Genomic DNA, 17,200 nt, shown 5'->3' with positions numbered 1-17,200 from the left:
CATCCGCCCATGCCGGGGAGGTCGCTCTCACCGGCGTGGGCGCCGCTCCGGCAGAATCGGTTACGTGCAGATCGGGATGTTGGGGTCGCTGGAGGTCCGGGCCGACGGCGGTGCCGTGACGGAGATGGCGGGCGCCCGGCTGCGGACGCTGTTGATCGTGCTGGCGCTGGAGCCGGACCGGGTGGTCTCCACGGCGCGGCTGGTCGACGGCGTCTGGGGTTCGCGCCCGCCGGTGAAGGCGGTGAACGCCCTGCAGGCGCTGGCGTCCCGGCTGCGCCGGGTGCTGCCGGAGGCGCGGATCGAGTCCCATCCGGCCGGATATCGCCTGGCGATCGAGCCGGACGCGGTGGACGTGGCGCGCTTCGAACGCCTGGTCGCCGCGGGCCGGTCCGCGCTGGCCGATGACGCCGCCGCGGCCGCGCGGATCCTGCGTGAGGCGCTGGGGCTGTGGCGTGGTCCGGCGTTGATGGACGTGGCGGACGCGGACTTCTTCGCCGCGCCGGTGGCCCGGCTCTCCGAGCTGCGGCTGGTGGCGGTGGAGGATCGCATCGAGGCGGATCTTCGGCTGGGGCGGGGCGGTGAGCTGACCGTGGAGCTGACGTCGCTGGTGGCCGAGCATCCGCTGCGGGAGCGGCCGGCCGGGGCGTTGATGCGTGCGCTCTGCGCGGCCGGGCGACCGGCCGAGGCGCTGGCCGTCTACGAACGCGCGCGGGAAACACTCGCCGAGGCGCTGGGCGCCGACCCGTCACCGGAGTTGTCCGCGCTGCACACCGCGGTGCTGCGCGGTGAGGTGGGCGTCGCGGCGCGACCGGTGCCGGAGGCCGAGGCGGACGGACGGTCGCGGACGAACCTGCGTGCCGGGCTGACCAGCTTCGTCGGCCGGGACTCCGAGGTCGCCCAGGTCGGAAAACTGGTCGGTGAGCACCGGCTCACCACACTCACCGGGCCGGGCGGTTCCGGAAAGACCCGGCTGGCAGGAGAGACGGCGCGCGCGCTGCTCGAACGGATGACCGACGGGGTGTGGCTGGTGGAGCTCGCACCGGTCGGCGACGGCGGCGATGTGCCGCAGGCGGTGCTGTCCGCGTTGGGGGTTCGGGAGCAGGCGTTGACCGGCCGGGCGCCGGTGGGCGAGCCGATCGACCGGCTCGCGGCCGCGTTGCGCACCCGGAGCGCGCTGCTGGTGCTGGACAACTGCGAGCATCTGATCGGCGCGGCCGCGGCGCTGGCGGATCGGTTGCTCGGCGAGTGCCCACGGCTGCGGATCCTGGCGACGAGCCGCGAACCGCTCGGCATCGTCGGTGAGGCGCTGTGGCCGGTCGAACCCCTGGGCCTGCCGCCACGGGACGCGGGTGCCGCCGAGGCGCTGTCCCACCCCTCGGTCCGGTTGCTGAGCGACCGGGCGGGCGCGGCCCGTCCCGGGTTCACGGTGAGCGAGCGCACGGCACCGGCCGTGGTGCGGATCTGCCGGGCGCTGGACGGCATGCCGCTGGCCATCGAGCTGGCCGCGGCTCGGCTGCGCACGATGACCGCCGAGCAGCTGGCCGACCGGCTCGATGACCGGTTCCGGCTGCTCACCGGCGGTGGCCGGACGGCACTGCCCCGGCACAGGACGTTGCGGGCGGCGGTGGACTGGAGCTGGGACCTGTTGGCCGAGGAGGAACGGACGCTGCTGCGGCGGCTCGCGGTGTTCTCCGGCGGCGCGACGGCGGAGGCGGCCGAGCGGGTGTGCATGGACGGCGCCGTCCCGGCCGACCTGGTGCCCGACCTGCTCGGCGCGCTGGCCGACAAGTCCCTGCTGGTGGCTTCCGGCGACGGGACGGAGCGCTACCGGATGCTGGAGACGATCAGGGAGTACTGCCTGGAGCGGCTCGAGGAGGCCGGCGAGCGGGACCGGATCCGCCGGGCGCACGCCGCCTGCTTCGTCGAGCTGGCCGAGACCGCCGATCCGCACCTGCGCCGCGCCGGGCAACTGCTCTGGCTGCCCCGGCTCGCCGCCGACCACGACAACATCAACGCCGCGGTGCGCGGCGCCATCGCGGCGGGCGACGCGCGGACCGCCGTACGGCTGGTGGCGGCGGCCGGCTGGTACTGGTACCTCGACTGGGCGCTCAGCGGTCGCAAGGCGGAGGGCGCCGCGCTGGCCGCGGAGGCGCTGGCGATGCCGGGCGCGGTCGACGACGAGGTACGGGCGACGGCCTGTGCGATCTCCGCGCTGTTCGAGCTCAACGGGCTCGGCGACGAGAGCCGGGCCAGGGACTGGCTGGCCACGGCGGAACGGCTCGCCGAGCGGACGGAGCACCGTCATCCGGTGCTGCGGCTCGTCGGGGCGCTCGGCCGGGTGCCGTGGGGTGCCCGTACTCCCACGGCGCCGCCGGTGGACGCGGTGGATCCGCTTGCCGACGAGGACCCGTGGGTGCGGGCGACCGCCCGGCTGAACCGAGCCCTCACACTGGTCGCCGCCGGCCGCCGGCACGCCGAGGCGGAGGCCGATTTTCAGGCGGCCCTGGCGGAGTTTCGCGCCCTCGACGAGCGACTGGGGATCTCGTCCGCGCTCACGGCGCTGGCCGGTCTGGCCGAGTGGCGCGGTGACCTGGCCACGGCGGTCTCCTGCTACGAGCAGGCCGTCGCCGCCGTCACCGAGGTGGTGCCCGGCGAGGACGTGTGGCTGATGCGGCTCAGACTGGCCCAGCTGCGATGGCTGCTCGGCGACACGGAGGGCAGCGCGGCGGCCATGGCCCAGGCCGAGCGGGACACCGAGCGGATCGGGCTGCCCGACGCGCTCGTCGCCGTGGCCTACGCCAAGGCGGAGCTCGCCCGCTGGACCGGTGAGCCGCGCACGGCGCGGACACAGCTGACGCGCGCCGAGGAGCTGTCGCGGCACCTCACCGTCAACTGGCAGTTCCGCGCGATGATCCGCGGCTCGCTGGGATATCTGGACGCGGGCGAGGGCGACCTGGACGCGGCCCGCGCCCACCACGCCGACGCGCTCGTCTGGGCGCTGCGCTCCAGGAGCGCACCGACGATCAGTCAGACGCTGGTCGGCATCGCGGACCTGGCGTTGCACCGGGGCAGGCCGCACGAGGCCGCCCGGCTGCTGGCGGCGAGCGCCGCGGTGCGCGGCACGCCGGAGCTGTCCCAGCCCGACGCGGCCCGGGTGGAGGCGGCCACCCGGGCCGCACTCGGCGAGGAGGAGTTCGCCGAGGCGGCGCGGCGCGGCGCTGACGCGACCGTCGAGACGGTGCGCGAGATCGCCGCCGTCACCCTCGGCTCCTCTCGGCTCACCTGAGGTGGCGTACCAGGAAATCCCACCTGCGCCGGGCGACGTAGCTCTCGTAGCCGAAGAACATGTGTTCCGCGCCGGGGACGACGAGCATCTCGAAGTCCTTGCCGGCGGCGATGAGGCGATCGACCAGCCGCAGCGTCAGGTGGGGGGAGACGTTCTCGTCCAGGCCGCCGTGGATCAGCAGCAGTTCTCCCTCCAGCCTGTCGGCGATGTCGACGTTGGACGCGCGAGCGTAGGTCTCCTCGTCGTACGGGCCGTCGTACGTCTCGCCCCATCCCAGGGTGTAGTACCGGTTGTCGTGCGTACCGGCCTCGGAGACCCCGACCTTGAAGACGTCGGGGAAGTCCAGCATCGCCCGGACGGCGGCGAATCCGCCCCCGGAGTGGCCGAAGATCCCCACCCGGTCGAGGTCCATCCACGGCCGGGTCGCCGCCAGCTGCTCCAGCGCCGCGACGTGGTCGGCAAGGCCGCCCGCGTCGGCCAGCCGCCCATACGAGGCGTCATGGAACTCCTTGCTCCGCCCGGGAGTGCCCCGTCCGTCCACGGCCATCACGACGAACCCGAGCGCGGCCGTCGCCTCGGCGTCGGGACCGAAGAACCCGGGATCGAAGGACGGGCTCACCCGGTTGGCCTGCGGTCCGGGATAGGGGTGATCGACGACCGGGTAACGCCGGTCGGGATCGAACCCGTGCGGCCGGTAGAGCACACCGTAGACGTCGGTCCGGCCGTCGGCCGCCTTGACGCGGAACCGTTCGGGGGGAGTCCAGCCCGTCGCGGTGAGCCGGGTGATGTCGGCGCGCTCCAGTTCGACGATCACTCGCCCGTCCCAGCCGCGCACGGTGGTCAACGGCGGTGAGTCGGTGACGGATGCCGAGTCGATGAAATACTCCCCGCCGTTCGGCACGATGACGACGTGGTCCAGGTCGTCGCCGGTGACCCGCGCGAAGCCGGAGCCGTCCAACCCGACCCGGCACACCGACCGGCGGTACGGATCCGCGGCGACCAGCCCGGAGGCGACGAAATACACCACGCGCCGTGCCTCGTCGACGTGCAGGATCTCCTGCACCGCCCACCGCCCCGAGGTGACCTGCCCGCGCGGCTCACCGGAGTGCGCGTCGTGGAGGTAGAGGTGGCCCCAGCCGTCACGCTGGGAGTACCACAGCAGTTCCTTCCCGCCGGACAGAACCCGCACCATGGGCCGCTGCGTCGGCTGCTGGGACGGCTCCACCCGGGTGTCCCCGGTCTCGGTCAGCACGGTCGCGACCTCGCCGGTGCCGGGATCGAGCCGGTGCAGCCGGAGAGTGCGCATGTCGCGCGACCGGTTCAGGTAGTACACCGCGGAGCCGTCCTCCGCCCACCACGCCCACTTCATGAAAATCGGCGACATCACCGGCATCGCCACCGCTTCCGCCCGTGCCGGTACGACCCTGCCCTCCGCGAGGTCGAGCACGACGAGCTCGGCGAGGGGAAACCGATCATCTCCGGGAAACGGCTGCCGCAGCGTCAGCAGTCTGGGCGCGCCGCCGTCGTCCGGCATGGACTCCACCAGATGCGTCTGCCGGACTCCCCGCTGAACCGTCCGGTGGGTCAGCACGCGTCTGGAGTCGGGCGACCACGACGCGGCGGGCGGCGCGTGCGGGAGCCCGAGCTTCTTCAGCATGTTGGAATACATGAAGAAGTCGGGGCTCGCCCCGTAGTCGTGGTCCACGTCGCCGTCAGACGTCAGGGCCCGCTCCCCGCCGTCCTCCAGTGAGCGCGTCCAGAGGTCGTGGCCGCGGCGGAACACCACGGACTTCCGGTCCGGCGACGGGATCTCGAGCGGGTTACCGGGCGGGCTGCCCATGGCCTTCTCGCACGCGTAGTCGTCCAGCGAGCATCGCCAGTGCGCGCCGAACGCGTCGAACTCGACCGCCTCGCCGGTCGGCGCGATGGCACCGAACGGCAGCGCCGCCGCGTCCACGTCCTGCCCCGACACCGCCGCCAGCGCGGTCGCGAGCCTTCCGTGGTCGAACGCCGGTTCGCGGGTGCCCGCCTCCGGGTCGACGAGGACGAACCGTCTTCCCGCCGAGGTGTCCACCGCGTACCAGAAACGGGCGCCCCCATCGATCCACTGCGGGCTGATCCTGTCCCCGAGGACAAGGCCGCCGCGGTTGTGCCGCAGCAACCGTTCGGCGGCCTGATAGGCCGAGGCGTCGAGTCGTGCCGTCTTCATGGGTGACTTTCCTTCCATCCAGGATGGGGCGACGGAGGCAGGCGAGTCGGTTCGCAGCGTCGCGGGGCCGCGTGATGGGCGGGCCGCGACGCGACGAACGATCTGCCAGGGGGCGCGGCGGTCGTGCGCGTCCGCGATGGTCGTAGCCGGTTCACCACGACCATCGCGGAGCACGCTGACAGCCGTTTGAGCGCGCGCTGACAGATCGCTGACATGCCGGACCGGCCCGTCCCCGGTCACCGTCCGGTCCACTTCCGGCGCAGGTCGAGAACGTCACCGGTGCCTGCGCAGGCGGCCCGGGGGCGGGGGTCGTCCGTGAGCGTGAGAACGGCCCCCGCCGTCGCTACCGGGTCGTGCAGACGGTTCCGTTGAGGGTGAAGGTGGCAGGTAGCACGTTCGGGCCGCTGTAGTTGCCGACGAAGCCGATCGTGGCCGACGCGCCGGTGGCCAGCGAGCCGTTGCCGGAGTCGTTGACGGCCTTGACGTCCTGCCCGTTCTGCGTCCAGACGGCGCTCCAGCCGCTGTCCAGGCGCTGCCACGTCCTGGGCCAGCTGAAGTTCAGGGTCCAGCCGTTGATCGGCGCACCGTTGTTGGTGATGTCGATGGCGCCGACGTAGCCGCTGCCCCAGTCGGACTGATTGGTCAGGCGTACCGAGCACGAGCCGGAAGCGGGTGTGCCGGTCGTGAACGTCAGCGGTGAGGAGGGCGACGAGACGCCACCGCCGCTGTCCCGTGCGATCACGTTGACCGTGTAGCGCGTGCCCGGCCTCAGGTTCTTCACGGTGAACGAGGTGCCGGCGGTCTCGCCGATCTGCTCGCTGACGGCTCCGTTCTGGCGGTGGACCTCGTACTTCACGATCGGGCGCGCGCCGGCGGAGGCGGCGGGCCAGGAGATCGTGGCGGTCCTGTCCGTCACGTCCGAGGCCGTCGGCTGCCCCGGCGTGCCCGGCAGGCCGGCCTGGGCGGAGGCGGGACGCAGGACGATCGTGGTCAGCGAGAGCGGTGGCAACGTCTGGCTGGTCGCGCTGCCCGTGGCCGAGCCGGCGATGCTCGTGGCGCCGTTGGTGTGGGTCAGCACGGTGGGAGCCCCGGACGCCGGGCTGAAGCCGGAGTAGCCGATCGCGACGGGGTAGGACGTGTCGGACGAAGTGTTGATCAGCAGGACGGCCAGATCACCGTTGGGACGGCGCGCGGCGTGTGCGCTGACCTTTGCCTGGTCGGTTGCGGCCCGGATGAACCGGTCGCCGGGGCGGGCGAACCTGCTCACCATCTGGAGCGCGTAGTACGGCGCGAAGGGTGTGTTCACCGCCGGTTCGCAGACGCTGCCGTCGGAGGTGCACGCCCCGCTCGACAGCAGGCCGAAGTCGCCGTAGTCGGTGTGCCCCTCGACCTGCGTGACGCTGCCGATGCCGTTGTGGACGTTCCACCAGTCGACCGTGAACACCCCCTGGGCCAGCAGCGTCGAGTAGGCGTCGGCGGCGGCCAGCGCACCGGGCTGGGTCGTCGCGCCGTTGCTGCTCGACCCGGTGTTGAACTCGGTCATCGCGATGCCGACCCGCTCGGAACCCGGCCCCGCGTACCTCGCGATCTGCTGACGGGTGAGCTGGATCATGTCCGGAATGTGCGCGGTCTTGTCGAAGGCGCCGGGATACCAGTGCAGGATCACGAAGTCGATCTTCGACCCGGCGGCGGCCAGGACGACCTCGTTCCAGGTTCCGCTGTCGCCTTCGGCGACTATCCCGTCGGGCCAGTTGGCCGGCGTGGTCAGCACCGCGCCGATCTTGATGGTCGGGTCGACGGCCTTCATCGCGTCGGAGTAGGCCACGACATGGCGTGCGTACTCGGCCGGGCTCTTGTCGGCGTGGTTGTCCGCCTCCCAAGGGGAGCCGTAGCGGCCGTTGCCGTAGTTCTCGTTGCCGATCTCCCAGTATTTGACGCCGTAGCCCTTGGTGACGTTGGCGTGCCGCACCCAGGCCGCGGCCTCCTCCGCCGTGCCGGTGCCGTAGTTGGCGGTCACCATCGGCTGCGCTCCGGTGCGCCGCACGCCGCGCATGAAGGTGTCGAAGTCGGTGTTGGGAGCCACGTAGCCGCCGGGGGCGGTGTGGTCGGCCCAGTGGTAGATGTCGGAGTACGAGCCGCCGGGATAGCGCAGCAGCTTCATGCCCGCGCCCTTGAGCAGGTCGGCGGTCTCGTCGGTGCCCAGATTGGTGTCCCAGATCGCATGGTTGGTACCGATACCGGTTTCGGGGACGGAGGCGAGCGCGGCGCGGGCGTTGACGGTCACCGCGACCGGGGCGACCTCGTCGGCGTGCACTGTGGGGACGTTCAGGACGGCCAGCGTCAGCAGGACCGCGGACGCGGCCCGTAACAGAGTTCTTGGCATCGATGCACCTCGCAACGGATAGTGGCATTCACTCGACACCCCCTCCTGACCCCGGAGGCAACATGATCATGAGCGGTCGTCTCATATCCGTCAACCGGCGGTGAAACTTTCAGACTCCGGCCCACTCCCGATGCGGTGATGACAGAGCGTGGTGCGCCGTCGGTCGTCCTGGAGCACGCGAACTCGCAGGAGATCGACGCGGTCGAGCATCCGGGGTCTCAAGAACTCGATCCTGTTGACGGGGTCGCCGTCCCGGCCTGGCGGACAAGCGGTAGGCGGAGCACGAAGCACGCGCCGCCGTCGACCGCGCTCTCGACGTGCAGACTGCCATGATGGGCGCGGGCGATTTCGCGGGCGATGGCCAGGCCCAGCCCGGTGCCTCCACGGTCGCGGCTGCGGGCGGTGTCCAGGCGGACGAATCGCTGGAACACGCGTTCGCGGTCGGCCGGGGGGATTCCCTTTCCGTCGTCGGCCACCGCCAGCTCCGCGTGGCCGCCTGTGCGGCGCAGGTCGACCTTCAGACTGCGGGTGGCGTGACGTCGGGCGTTGTCCAGCAGGTTGGCGAGCAAACGGGCGAGCTGCCAGGGCGCGGCCTCCACCGTCACCGCCGGCTCGACGTTGAGCCGCACGTCACGACGGCCGGTCCACCGAGTCGCCGCCGTCTCGACCAGAGCGGTCAGATCCACTTCCTCTCGTGTTCTGTCGAGGTCGAACTCGATCGTGGCCAGCATGAGCAGGTCGTCGACGATGCTCTCCAGCCGGTCGAGGTCGTTCGTCACGTTGTTCAGCAGCTCGGGCAGGTCGACGTCCTCCGGGTACAGTTGCGCCGCCTCCATCTGCACGCGCAGCGCGGCGAGCGGCGTACGCAGCTCGTGTGAGGCGTCGGCGGCGAATTGACGTTGCCGGTCCAGCACGTGCTTCGCATGGGCTTGAGCCTCCCTGACCTGCTCGTTCAGCTGCCGCAGTTCTGTGGAGCGTGCGCAGAGCCGCGCCTCCGTCGCCTTCTTGCGCGTGCCCGGCCCGAGCCCGGGCGAGCCTGTGTGCGGGGGCGGTTGGTCGAGCTCGGTCACATCCTGCGTGTGGTGGACGAACAGCATCACCGCTCCGCTCGGGCCGGGGACGGAAGGGCCGATCGTGCTCCCGCGCCGATCCTGGCGCGCGCCGCCGGAGGGCGCCGTGACGTACTTCTGCGGTGTCGCCGCCTCGCCGGTCGCACGAATCCGGCCCACCGACGCTTCGAGGTGCCGCAGCGCGCACCGGTCACCGGGGTCGGTGCGGTCCCGGGGAAGCGGATCGGAGACATGCCGACCCAGCACATCCTCGCGCCGCCGTCCGCAGAGGTCGAGATAGGCCTGGTTGACGGCCACGACGATCATATCCAGGGTCATGACCAGGCAGGGGCCGGAAATGGCCGCGAACAGGGCGGTGACGTTGACGTTGTGCACCATCAGGGTCCTCTTCTGACGTTCGGCGAGCTCATGGATCCGGCGCCGTGCCCAGCGGGGCGACCGAACCCGCCAGGGGCAGTCGCAGCACGAAGCACGCGCCGCCGGTCTCGGCCTCCCGGACATGCAGGCTGCCGATGTGGGCCTGGGCGATGTCGCGGGCGATGGCCAGACCCAGTCCGGTGCCGGTGTGGTCAAGCCGGCACGCGGCTTCCAGGCGGGTGAAGCGCTGAAAGATGCGTTCCCGTTCGGATTCTGCGACTCCTTCGCCGTCGTCGGTGACCGTCAGCTCGGCGCAGTCGCCGTCGTGGCTCACCCGGACCTCGATGTTGCGCTGGGCGTGCCGTTGGGCGTTGTCCAGCAGGTTGGTGAGCACCCGGCTGATCCGGATCGGGATGGCCGCGATGGTCACGCCCGTTTCCAGCCGGAGCCGGACCGCGATGCAGTCGGCTCTGCGGGCGATCTCGTCATGGACGAGTTCGGCGAGGTCGATTCGCTGTGGCTCGCTGGGCGGGCCGATCTCCAGTTCGGAGAGGACGTGCAGATCGGTGATGATCGCGTTCAGCCGTTCGACGTTCCTCAGCACATTGGCGAGCAGGTGGCAGAGGTCGGTCTCATCGGGATGCAGGAGGGCCTCCTCCACCTCCGTGCGCAGCCCCGCGACCGCCGTGCGTAGCTCGTGCGAGGTGTCGGACACGAAACGCTGCTTTTTCTGCAGTTCGCACTGAAGCTCGCGCACTATGTCGGAGGGGATCGGGATCGCCGACGCGGTCCGGCCTTCATCGGCCGGGCGGAGAGCCCCACGGCCGAGCCGGGGGCCTGAGTGTGTTGTCACAACACAGATTTCCTTTCATGCGATTTTGTGGGAGATGGAGCCCGATGGTCGCCGCGGGGTAGATGCGGCACATCGTTGAGGGCGATGTTCGGTACGGCGGCCACCGTCCGGGGTCCTGCACGGCCGGCTCTGCCACGGCATGGGCCCGATCACGTCAGTCCCGCCAACCGCGGACGTTCGTAGCGAATCCTTGCCGCCGGACAGGTGTCGCCACCCGGGCATCAGTTATGACAGGGCAGGCCGTCGTCCTGTGACAGATGTGCGTAAACGATCGTCATGGCGTATGTCACGGGAGTCTGTCATCCGCCGGGACGGACTCACGAAGCGACGGGAGCGAGCCACGCCCCGTACCGGAAGCCGGACCCGGGCCTTCCGGCAAGGGCCGGACCGGCCACGAGCCGACGTAGGCGGCATGGGCCCCGGAAATTTTTCGCGGGATCTGTCACAGCCCGGAGGCCCGCCCTGTCTTAGCTGGCGACCGAGGGCGAGCAAGGGCCCCGGCGGACAGGAAGGCTCATCATGAAGATCGTGGTAGTTGGCGGGACCGGCCTCATCGGGTCGAAGCTCGTGGCAAAGCTGGGGGAGCACGGTCACGAGGCGGTCGCGGCGGCGCCGAGCACCGGGGTGAACACGCTCACCGGCGAAGGGCTGGCCGAGGTGCTGGCCGGCGCGCAGGTGGTGGTCGACGTGTCGAACTCCCCGTCGTTCGAGCGGGCCGCGGTGCTGGAGTTCTTCCAGACCTCCACCGGCAACCTGCTGGCGGCGGAGGCGGCGGCGGGCGTCGGTCACCACGTCGCGGTGTCGGTGGTCGGCACGGAGCGGATGCCGGAGAACGGCTACTTCGCGGCGAAGATCGCTCAGGAGGCGCTGATCGAGAAGTCGCCGATCCCGTTCTCGCTGGTGCACGCGACGCAGTTCTTCGAGTTCGTCCGGAGCATCGCGGACGAGGCCACGGACGGCGACAAGGTGCGGATCGCGCCTGTGCTGTTCCAGCCGATGGCGGGCGACGACGTCGCCCAGGCGGTCGGCCGGGTCGCGGTGGGATCGCCGCTGAACGGCAGGGTGGAGGTCGGCGGGCCCGAGCGGTTCCGGATGGATGAGTTCTTCCGCAAGGCCCTGGCCGCCTGGGGTGACCCGCGCGAGGTGGTCGCCGACCCGCAGGCGCGCTACTTCGGCAGCGTGCCGGGGGAGAGCACGCTGGTGCCCGGTGACGGCGCCACCCTGGGCCAGATCCGATACCGCGACTGGCTCGACCGGACCGCCACCGGAAAGTAGATCAACGAAAGGCAGTTCCATGCCCACGTCGAGATCAACCGCCTGGCAGACGGCGCTGACCATGCTGCAGGAGGCCGAGCCGCCCTTCATCCCGGAGGGCGCCCACGCGATGACCGTGGTCATCGAGTATCCGCCCGGCGACCCCGGTACGCCGCCGCACCGGCACTCCGGTCCCGCGTTCGGCTACGTGCTGGGAGGCGAGATGCTGCTGGAGGTGGAGGGCGAGCCGGAGCGGGTCGTACGCGCCGGAGAGGCGTTCTGGGAGCAGGGCGGCGACGTCATCCACTACCAGGACGGCAACAACCGCGACGACGTCCCGCTCCGGTTCACCGTCACCATGCTGTGCGCACCGGGCAAGCCCATGCTCACCCTGGTGGACGACGACGAACTCGCCCGGCGCAAGGACCGCCGCGCCCCTCGCCCGTCCTGAGCACGGCCGAACCATCGCGGCATGACGGCAACAGGCGGCCGGCGGACAACGTAAACGCCTTCACGGGGTTCTGCTCCGACTGCATCGGCGTTGATCGCCGAGTTCGACGACGCCGCCGGTCGAACCGCCGGCGCGGTCCAGCACCCCGGACAGCTGCACGCCGTACCGGCCCCTGGTGCCTGGGAACGCCGCGCACCGTGCGGGACAGAGCCGCAGTACTCGGTGAGATCCAGCGGGACCTCGACCTCGCGAGGTCGAGGTCGAACCGACCCTGCCCGAGACCAGCCGGGTGGAATCCGCCCCTTCCGACAATCGAGGTATGACACATGAGACACCCGCGATCGCAGGAGCCTGCCGCTCCTGACCCTTCGGCCCGGATCGCCACGCTCGACAGCCTCCGTGAGCACCTGCAGTGGGCGATCGAGCTGGAACACGCGACCCTGCCGCCGTACCTGTACGCGCTGTACTCGCTGGAGCCCGACCGCAACCCCGAAGCCGTCGAGGTGGTGGGCGGCGTTTTCATCGAGGAGATGCTGCACCTGGCGCTGGCGGCGAACCTGCTCAACGCCGTCGGCGGCCGGCCGCAACTGGACACACCGCGGATGCTGGCGCCACACCCCCGGACGTTGCCGCACGGTGACCGTTCCCTGCAGGTGGCGCTGGTGCCCTTCGGACCCGAGGCGCTGGAGATGTTCCTGCGGCTGGAGCGGCCGGCGCCGCCCGGCGGGCCGGCCGAGGGCGAGGACTACGAGACGATCGGGCAGTTCTACGCCGCGATCGAACAGGGCCTGCGCCAGTTGAGCGAGGCCCTCGGTGAGGGCGCGGTCTTCAGCGGTGATCCGGCCCGGCAGGTGAGCGCCGCTCATTTCCGGCACACCGCCGGGCAGCTGGTCGCGGTCGACGGCCTGGACTCCGCGCTGGCGGCGCTGCGGGAGATCGTCGAGCAGGGCGAGGGCAGCGCCGGCGGCGGGGTGTGGGACGGCGATCAGGACGTCTTTCATCCCGAGCGCGGGGAGGTGGCGCATTACTACCGGTTCCAGGAGCTCAAGGCCGGACGGCGTTACCGGCGCGGTGACACTCCGCGGTCCGGGCCCACCGGTGAGGCGATCTCGGTGGACTGGGCCGGGGTGCGGCCGATGCGGCACAATCCGCGTCTGGCCGACCACGCCGCGGGCAGCGCGATCCGCATCGCGCAGGAGGAGTTCAACCACACCTACCGTGATCTGCTTCACCTGCTGCAGCACGCGTTCAACGGCAGCCCGAACCTGCTCGCGGAGGCCACCGGCACGATGTACGCGCTCAAGGCCCAGACCCAGGCCCTGGCGCGGATGCCCGACGAGGACGGCACGACCGCCGGCCCCACCTTCGAATATCCGTCACCCGAGTCGCTCCGGTGAGCGTCGGCGACCGGCAGCGGATGGTCGTGCTCCGCGACGCCGCCGACCCCGTATGGGAGTGATAGGCCGCAATCCCCGTGTCACCGGTGTAGTCGCCCCAGATGATGCCGCCGGACTCCCGGCCTGCGACGCCCGGTGGTGCCGAGGCCGTCTCCTGAAGGGCGGGGCGGCGCCCCGGGCTGTGACATCTCAGCGCAGGTGATCCGCGATCCGAAGAATTTTGCCGAAGCTGGCATAGACCGGAGGGCTTCCCTGTCTCAGCCGGTGATCGGATGGCAGTGGAGCACGAGCGTCACCTCGGAACGGAACCGGGCGAGCGGGTCCCGTTGCCGGTCGGTGACGCGATTCTCGGCGAGACCCGCCACGCCGACCGACCGGCCGGGAAGTAGCGCGTCCTCGCCGGGCATCGGCCCGGCTCCGCCACCGATTCGTCAAGGAGGTACTTCTCATGTCCGACAGTGATCCGACAACCACCGGGCGGAAGCCGAGATCAACCGCGTGGCAGACGGCGATCACCACGCTGCAGGAGGCGGAACCGCCCTTCATCCCGGCGGGAGCCCACGTGATGACCATCGTCGTCGAGTTTCCGCCCGGCGATCCCGGTACGCCGCCGCACCGGCACACCGGCCCGGCGTTCGGCTACGTGCTGGAAGGCGAGATGCTGTTCGAGCTGGAGGGCGAGCCGGAGCGGGCCGTGCGCGCGGGAGAGGCGTTCTGGGAGCCGGGGGGCGACGTCATCCACTACCAGGACGGCAACAACCGCGACGACGTCCCGCTCCGGTTCACCGTCACCATGATGTGCGAGCCCGGCAAGCCGATGCTCACCCTGGTCGACGAGGAAGAGCTCGCCCGGCGCCGGGACCGCCGTGCCCCTCGGCGGTCCTGAACGGCCCGGGAAGAGCTAAGTGGTCGGCTCCGGAAGTCCTTCGGGGGTACGGCGGAGCACATGGGCGGGGAAGGAGGGCGGCCCATCTTTCGGGGGCGGTGAGCCTGGGCAACAGGGCCGGCTTCCCTCACGCGACACCGCCCTGGAAACCTCCGTGGCTAGCCTTCGACGCCGGTCAGCAGCGCGTGGACGCGACGCCACGCGTCGGATGCCGTGGTCGGATCGGCATGGAGGAAGCCGTGCCCAATACCGGGGTAGACGACCATCTCGTGACGTATGCCGGCCTCGCGCAGTGCGTCTGTGATCTCGCGTTGCTGTTCGGGCGGGACGACGTGGTCCATCTCGCCGACGAGGAAGAGGACACGCCCGGTGATCTTTGGGGTCAGTGACAGTGTCGGTTCGGGCCGGCTGATCGGGATGTCGGTGGTCGGCAACCAGCCGCCGTAGAAGACGACTACCGCGGCGAGGCCGAACTCGGTGGCCGCGAGGTAGGCGATGTGACCGCCCAGGCTCAGCCCGACCATGCTGACGCGTTCGCTACCGACCGCGTGAAGGTGGTCGATGGCGGCGCGCACGTCGCTGAGAACCGTGGTGCGCGTCATCAGCCCCAGCAGTTCGAAGCCTCGCTCCCGCCCCGCGTGGTCGCGGAGCAGTTCGCTGCCGGGGGCGGTCCGGTGGTGGAAATCCGGAGCGAGGGCCACGAACCCGAGCCCCGCGAGTTGGTCGCAGACGTCGCGGACACCGGCATCGACGCCGAAGAGCTCCATGCCCACCAGGACGCCCGGGAACGGGCCGGGAGCCGTTGGCCGGGCGATGTAGGCCGCCATCGGCGGCCCGTCGCCCACAGGGATGTCGACGTGTTCGGTGCGGATAGCGTACGGCCCGGTCATGCCGACGTTTGTGTTCATGACGTTCATGGCGCCAACATAGCCACGGCCTAAACTGGTATCCACAGGATGTTTTTCCTAGTAATGGAAGTACCAGGATGCCTCAGTCCACGATCAGGACCAGGGAGCTGGGAGAGCTGCTCCGCTCCCGCCGCGAGCGGCTCCAGCCCGCCGATGTCGGTCTGCCCACGGGGGCTCGCCGCCGCACCCGCGGCCTGCGCCGGGAAGAGGTGGCCCAACTCGCCGCCATTTCCTCGACGTACTACACCTACCTGGAACAGGGCCGCGAAATGCGCCCCTCCCGCCAGGTGCTCGACGCGCTCTCGGCGGCCCTGCTGCTCGACGCCGCCGAGCGCAGCCATATCCACGAACTCATCCACGGAGCCCCACCCGCCGAAACGCCCTCCGTCGCTGAAACGCTTTCACCTGCCGTCGTCTCGCTCGTCGACCGGCTCGACCCGTGCCCGGCCTATGTCACCGGCCGGTGCTGGGACGTGCTGGCCTCCAACCGGGCCGCCCGCGCATTGTGGACCGACTGGCCCTCCCGGCCGCCGGAAGCCCGCAACCTGCTCTGGTGGATGTTCACCGACCCAGGCGCCCGCCAGGTGATGGTCGACTGGCCGGCCGAAGCATCCGCACTGCTCGGCCGATTCCGCAGCGCCGCGGCACGGCACCCTGGCGACCCCGGCTTCAGTACGCTGCTCGAGCGCCTGCACGCGGCGAGCCCCGAGGTAAGAGAGTGGTGGCCACAGCACAGGGTCGTGCCCTTGAGCTCGGGCACCAAGCGGCTACGCCATCCCGCCCTCGGGGAGATCGAGTTGGAGCACGTTGTGCTCCAACTCGCCGACGATCCCGAGCAGAAACTGGTTACTTTCAACGCCGCCGACCAGCTCCAGGCTTGGATCTCCCAGCTGTTGTAGATGAGCCTCACCTCACGCGGACGCCGGTCGCACGTCCGCTCCGCCACCGGCCCGCGACTCCACAGGACGAGTGCTCACGTCAACCCCCGAAGGACTTCCGGAGCTGACCACCAAGCCTTCGGCGAGCTGCCCTGGGGCTGCCCTGGCCCGATCCGTGAGGCGAGGTGGGCCTCCCTGCTCCGGAGACGAGGCGGGTCTTCCCGCTCCGGGGAGGCGACCGCCGGCGAAAACCTCAGGCGGCGGTGAACTCGACCCGGGCCAGCCGCTCGGAGACGTCCCAGAGCCGAGCCGCGTCGGCCTCGTCGCGGGCCGGCTTGTAGACGGCCAGCTCGGTCGGGCCGCCGGTGAACTGGCCGAGGCCGTCGGGGCCGTAGAAACGGCCGCCCTGCGCCTGCGGGCTGGTGGCGGCGTACAGGGCGGGGAGGATGCCTCTGTCGACGGTCTGCACGAACAGGCCCAGACGGAGGAGTCGCTTCATGAGCGACTCATAGGGGGCGGGGCGCTCACGGCCCAGGTTGGGGCCGGACGCGTAAAGGTTCGTCAAGGTCGTGCCGGGGTGCGCGACGTTGCTGACGACGCCCCAGCCGCCGGCCCGGCTGCGCCGGTCGAGTTCGAGGCCGAACATCAGGTTGGCCAGCTTCGACAGCCCGTACGCGCCTGTCGGTGAGTACTTCCGCTCGCTCTGCAGGTCCTCCCAGTCGATCTTGCCGGTACGGGCGGCGCTGCTCGACATGGTGGTGACCCGGGCCCGGCCGGCTCGGAGCAGCGGCAGGATCCGTCCCACCAGCGCCATGTGGCCGATGTGGTTCGTGCCGAACTGCAGCTCCAGGCCGTCGGCCGTGGTGTGGCGGGTGGCCGGCGCCATGACGCCCGCGTTGTTGATCAGGATGCCGATCGGCCGGCCCTCGCCGTTCAGCGTGTCCGCGAGCGCCGCCACGGAATCCAGCGAGGCCAGGTCGAGCTCGCGGAGAGAGACCACGGCGCCGGGAGCCGCCGAGCGAATCCGGGTGACGGCGGCGCCTCCCTTGACGGGGTTGCGGACCGGCAGCACGAGCTCGGCACCCGCCTGAGCCAGACGTACGGCCAGACCGAGGCCGACGCCGTCGCTCGCGCCGGTCACCACGGCGAGCCTCCCGGTCAGATCGGGTACGGATACGTCCTTCATGACAACTCCCTGGTCAGCGAATGCTCTCGGCCGAGCCGAGCGTCGCAGGCGCCGTAAGGCGGATCCATGTCACTGTTATCCG

Annotated in this window: 13 protein-coding genes; 6 read left to right on the top strand and 7 right to left on the bottom strand. The window is 70.9% G+C overall.

The window, feature by feature from the left end; translation table 11 throughout:
- The first annotated feature begins 64 nt into the window (after positions 1-64).
- Positions 65-3,286, top strand: a complete 3,222-nt coding sequence (locus DKM19_RS26565) for a BTAD domain-containing putative transcriptional regulator (protein WP_110699156.1) — start codon at positions 65-67, stop codon at positions 3,284-3,286.
- Here DKM19_RS26565 and DKM19_RS26560 read toward each other — a convergent pair.
- The 4 genes from DKM19_RS26560 to DKM19_RS26545 all read right to left on the bottom strand — a co-directional run bounded on the left by DKM19_RS26560 (position 3,279) and on the right by DKM19_RS26545 (position 10,020).
- Positions 3,279-5,495 (bottom strand): DPP IV N-terminal domain-containing protein, encoded by a 2,217-nt coding sequence (locus tag DKM19_RS26560; RefSeq protein ID WP_110699154.1) that lies wholly within the window; start codon positions 5,493-5,495, stop codon positions 3,279-3,281. The genes DKM19_RS26565 and DKM19_RS26560 overlap by 8 nt on opposite strands.
- Positions 5,496-5,838: 343 nt before the next feature.
- Positions 5,839-7,878, bottom strand: coding sequence for a cellulose binding domain-containing protein (locus tag DKM19_RS26555; protein ID WP_110699152.1), 2,040 nt, complete (start codon positions 7,876-7,878; stop codon positions 5,839-5,841).
- A 218-nt stretch (positions 7,879-8,096) separates the two neighbouring features.
- The gene (locus tag DKM19_RS26550; RefSeq protein ID WP_162641780.1) at positions 8,097-9,326 is read right to left on the bottom strand and encodes a PAS domain-containing sensor histidine kinase; all 1,230 of its coding nucleotides are present in this window, start codon (positions 9,324-9,326) and stop codon (positions 8,097-8,099) included.
- Positions 9,327-9,354: 28 nt separating this feature from the next.
- Positions 9,355-10,020, bottom strand: a complete 666-nt coding sequence (locus DKM19_RS26545; protein WP_162641779.1) for a HAMP domain-containing sensor histidine kinase — start codon at positions 10,018-10,020, stop codon at positions 9,355-9,357.
- A gap of 657 nt (positions 10,021-10,677) precedes the next feature.
- Here DKM19_RS26545 and DKM19_RS26540 point away from each other — a divergent pair.
- The 3 genes from DKM19_RS26540 to DKM19_RS26530 all read left to right on the top strand — a co-directional run bounded on the left by DKM19_RS26540 (position 10,678) and on the right by DKM19_RS26530 (position 13,260).
- A complete protein-coding gene (locus DKM19_RS26540) occupies positions 10,678-11,433 on the top strand; it encodes an SDR family oxidoreductase (protein WP_110699146.1) in 756 nt (251 codons plus the stop codon).
- A 19-nt stretch (positions 11,434-11,452) separates the two neighbouring features.
- A complete protein-coding gene (locus DKM19_RS26535; RefSeq protein ID WP_110699144.1) occupies positions 11,453-11,863 on the top strand; it encodes a cupin domain-containing protein in 411 nt (136 codons plus the stop codon).
- Between the two features lie 326 nt (positions 11,864-12,189).
- On the top strand, positions 12,190-13,260 hold the full coding sequence (locus tag DKM19_RS26530; RefSeq protein WP_110699142.1) for a ferritin-like protein: 1,071 nt from the start codon (positions 12,190-12,192) through the stop codon (positions 13,258-13,260).
- Positions 13,261-13,517: 257 nt separating this feature from the next.
- Here the strand turns inward: DKM19_RS26530 and DKM19_RS49780 are convergent, their stop codons facing one another.
- The gene (locus DKM19_RS49780; RefSeq protein WP_162641778.1) at positions 13,518-13,667 is read right to left on the bottom strand and encodes a hypothetical protein; all 150 of its coding nucleotides are present in this window, start codon (positions 13,665-13,667) and stop codon (positions 13,518-13,520) included.
- A gap of 41 nt (positions 13,668-13,708) precedes the next feature.
- On the opposite strand from DKM19_RS49780, the gene DKM19_RS26525 reads away from it, so the two are divergent.
- Positions 13,709-14,146: a cupin domain-containing protein gene (locus DKM19_RS26525; RefSeq protein ID WP_110699140.1), complete on the top strand. Its 438-nt coding sequence runs from the start codon at positions 13,709-13,711 to the stop codon at positions 14,144-14,146.
- Positions 14,147-14,304: 158 nt separating this feature from the next.
- Here DKM19_RS26525 and DKM19_RS26520 read toward each other — a convergent pair whose 3' ends face one another.
- Entirely contained in the window at positions 14,305-15,054 is a 750-nt protein-coding gene (locus tag DKM19_RS26520; RefSeq protein ID WP_204358240.1) for a dienelactone hydrolase family protein, read from the bottom strand.
- Between the two features lie 77 nt (positions 15,055-15,131).
- On the opposite strand from DKM19_RS26520, the gene DKM19_RS26515 reads away from it, so the two are divergent.
- Positions 15,132-15,953, top strand: a complete 822-nt coding sequence (locus DKM19_RS26515) for a helix-turn-helix domain-containing protein (RefSeq protein WP_204358239.1) — start codon at positions 15,132-15,134, stop codon at positions 15,951-15,953.
- A gap of 232 nt (positions 15,954-16,185) precedes the next feature.
- On the opposite strand, the gene DKM19_RS26510 is transcribed toward DKM19_RS26515, so the two are convergent.
- Entirely contained in the window at positions 16,186-17,118 is a 933-nt protein-coding gene (locus DKM19_RS26510; protein ID WP_110699136.1) for an SDR family oxidoreductase, read from the bottom strand.
- Positions 17,119-17,200: the final 82 nt, after the last annotated feature.

This window comes from Streptosporangium sp. 'caverna' (assembly GCF_003203775.1).
GTDB classification, from domain to species: Bacteria; Actinomycetota; Actinomycetes; order Streptosporangiales; family Streptosporangiaceae; genus Streptosporangium; species Streptosporangium subroseum.
This window is presented reverse-complemented; position numbering and strand designations above follow the sequence as displayed.

Bases quoted from the DNA above. Each gene is read 5' to 3' on its own strand.
- DKM19_RS26520 (WP_204358240.1), bottom strand. From the start codon at position 15,054: ATGAACACAAACGTCGGCATGACCGGGCCGTACGCTATCCGCACCGAA.
- DKM19_RS26515 (WP_204358239.1), top strand. From the start codon at position 15,132: ATGCCTCAGTCCACGATCAGGACCAGGGAGCTGGGAGAGCTGCTCCGC.
- DKM19_RS26510 (WP_110699136.1), bottom strand. From the start codon at position 17,118: ATGAAGGACGTATCCGTACCCGATCTGACCGGGAGGCTCGCCGTGGTG.
- DKM19_RS26560 (WP_110699154.1), bottom strand. From the start codon at position 5,495: ATGAAGACGGCACGACTCGACGCCTCGGCCTATCAGGCCGCCGAACGG.
- DKM19_RS49780 (WP_162641778.1), bottom strand. From the start codon at position 13,667: ATGCCCGGCGAGGACGCGCTACTTCCCGGCCGGTCGGTCGGCGTGGCG.
- DKM19_RS26540 (WP_110699146.1), top strand. From the start codon at position 10,678: ATGAAGATCGTGGTAGTTGGCGGGACCGGCCTCATCGGGTCGAAGCTC.
- DKM19_RS26525 (WP_110699140.1), top strand. From the start codon at position 13,709: ATGTCCGACAGTGATCCGACAACCACCGGGCGGAAGCCGAGATCAACC.
- DKM19_RS26530 (WP_110699142.1), top strand. From the start codon at position 12,190: ATGAGACACCCGCGATCGCAGGAGCCTGCCGCTCCTGACCCTTCGGCC.
- DKM19_RS26535 (WP_110699144.1), top strand. From the start codon at position 11,453: ATGCCCACGTCGAGATCAACCGCCTGGCAGACGGCGCTGACCATGCTG.
- DKM19_RS26555 (WP_110699152.1), bottom strand. From the start codon at position 7,878: ATGCCAAGAACTCTGTTACGGGCCGCGTCCGCGGTCCTGCTGACGCTG.
- DKM19_RS26550 (WP_162641780.1), bottom strand. From the start codon at position 9,326: ATGGTGCACAACGTCAACGTCACCGCCCTGTTCGCGGCCATTTCCGGC.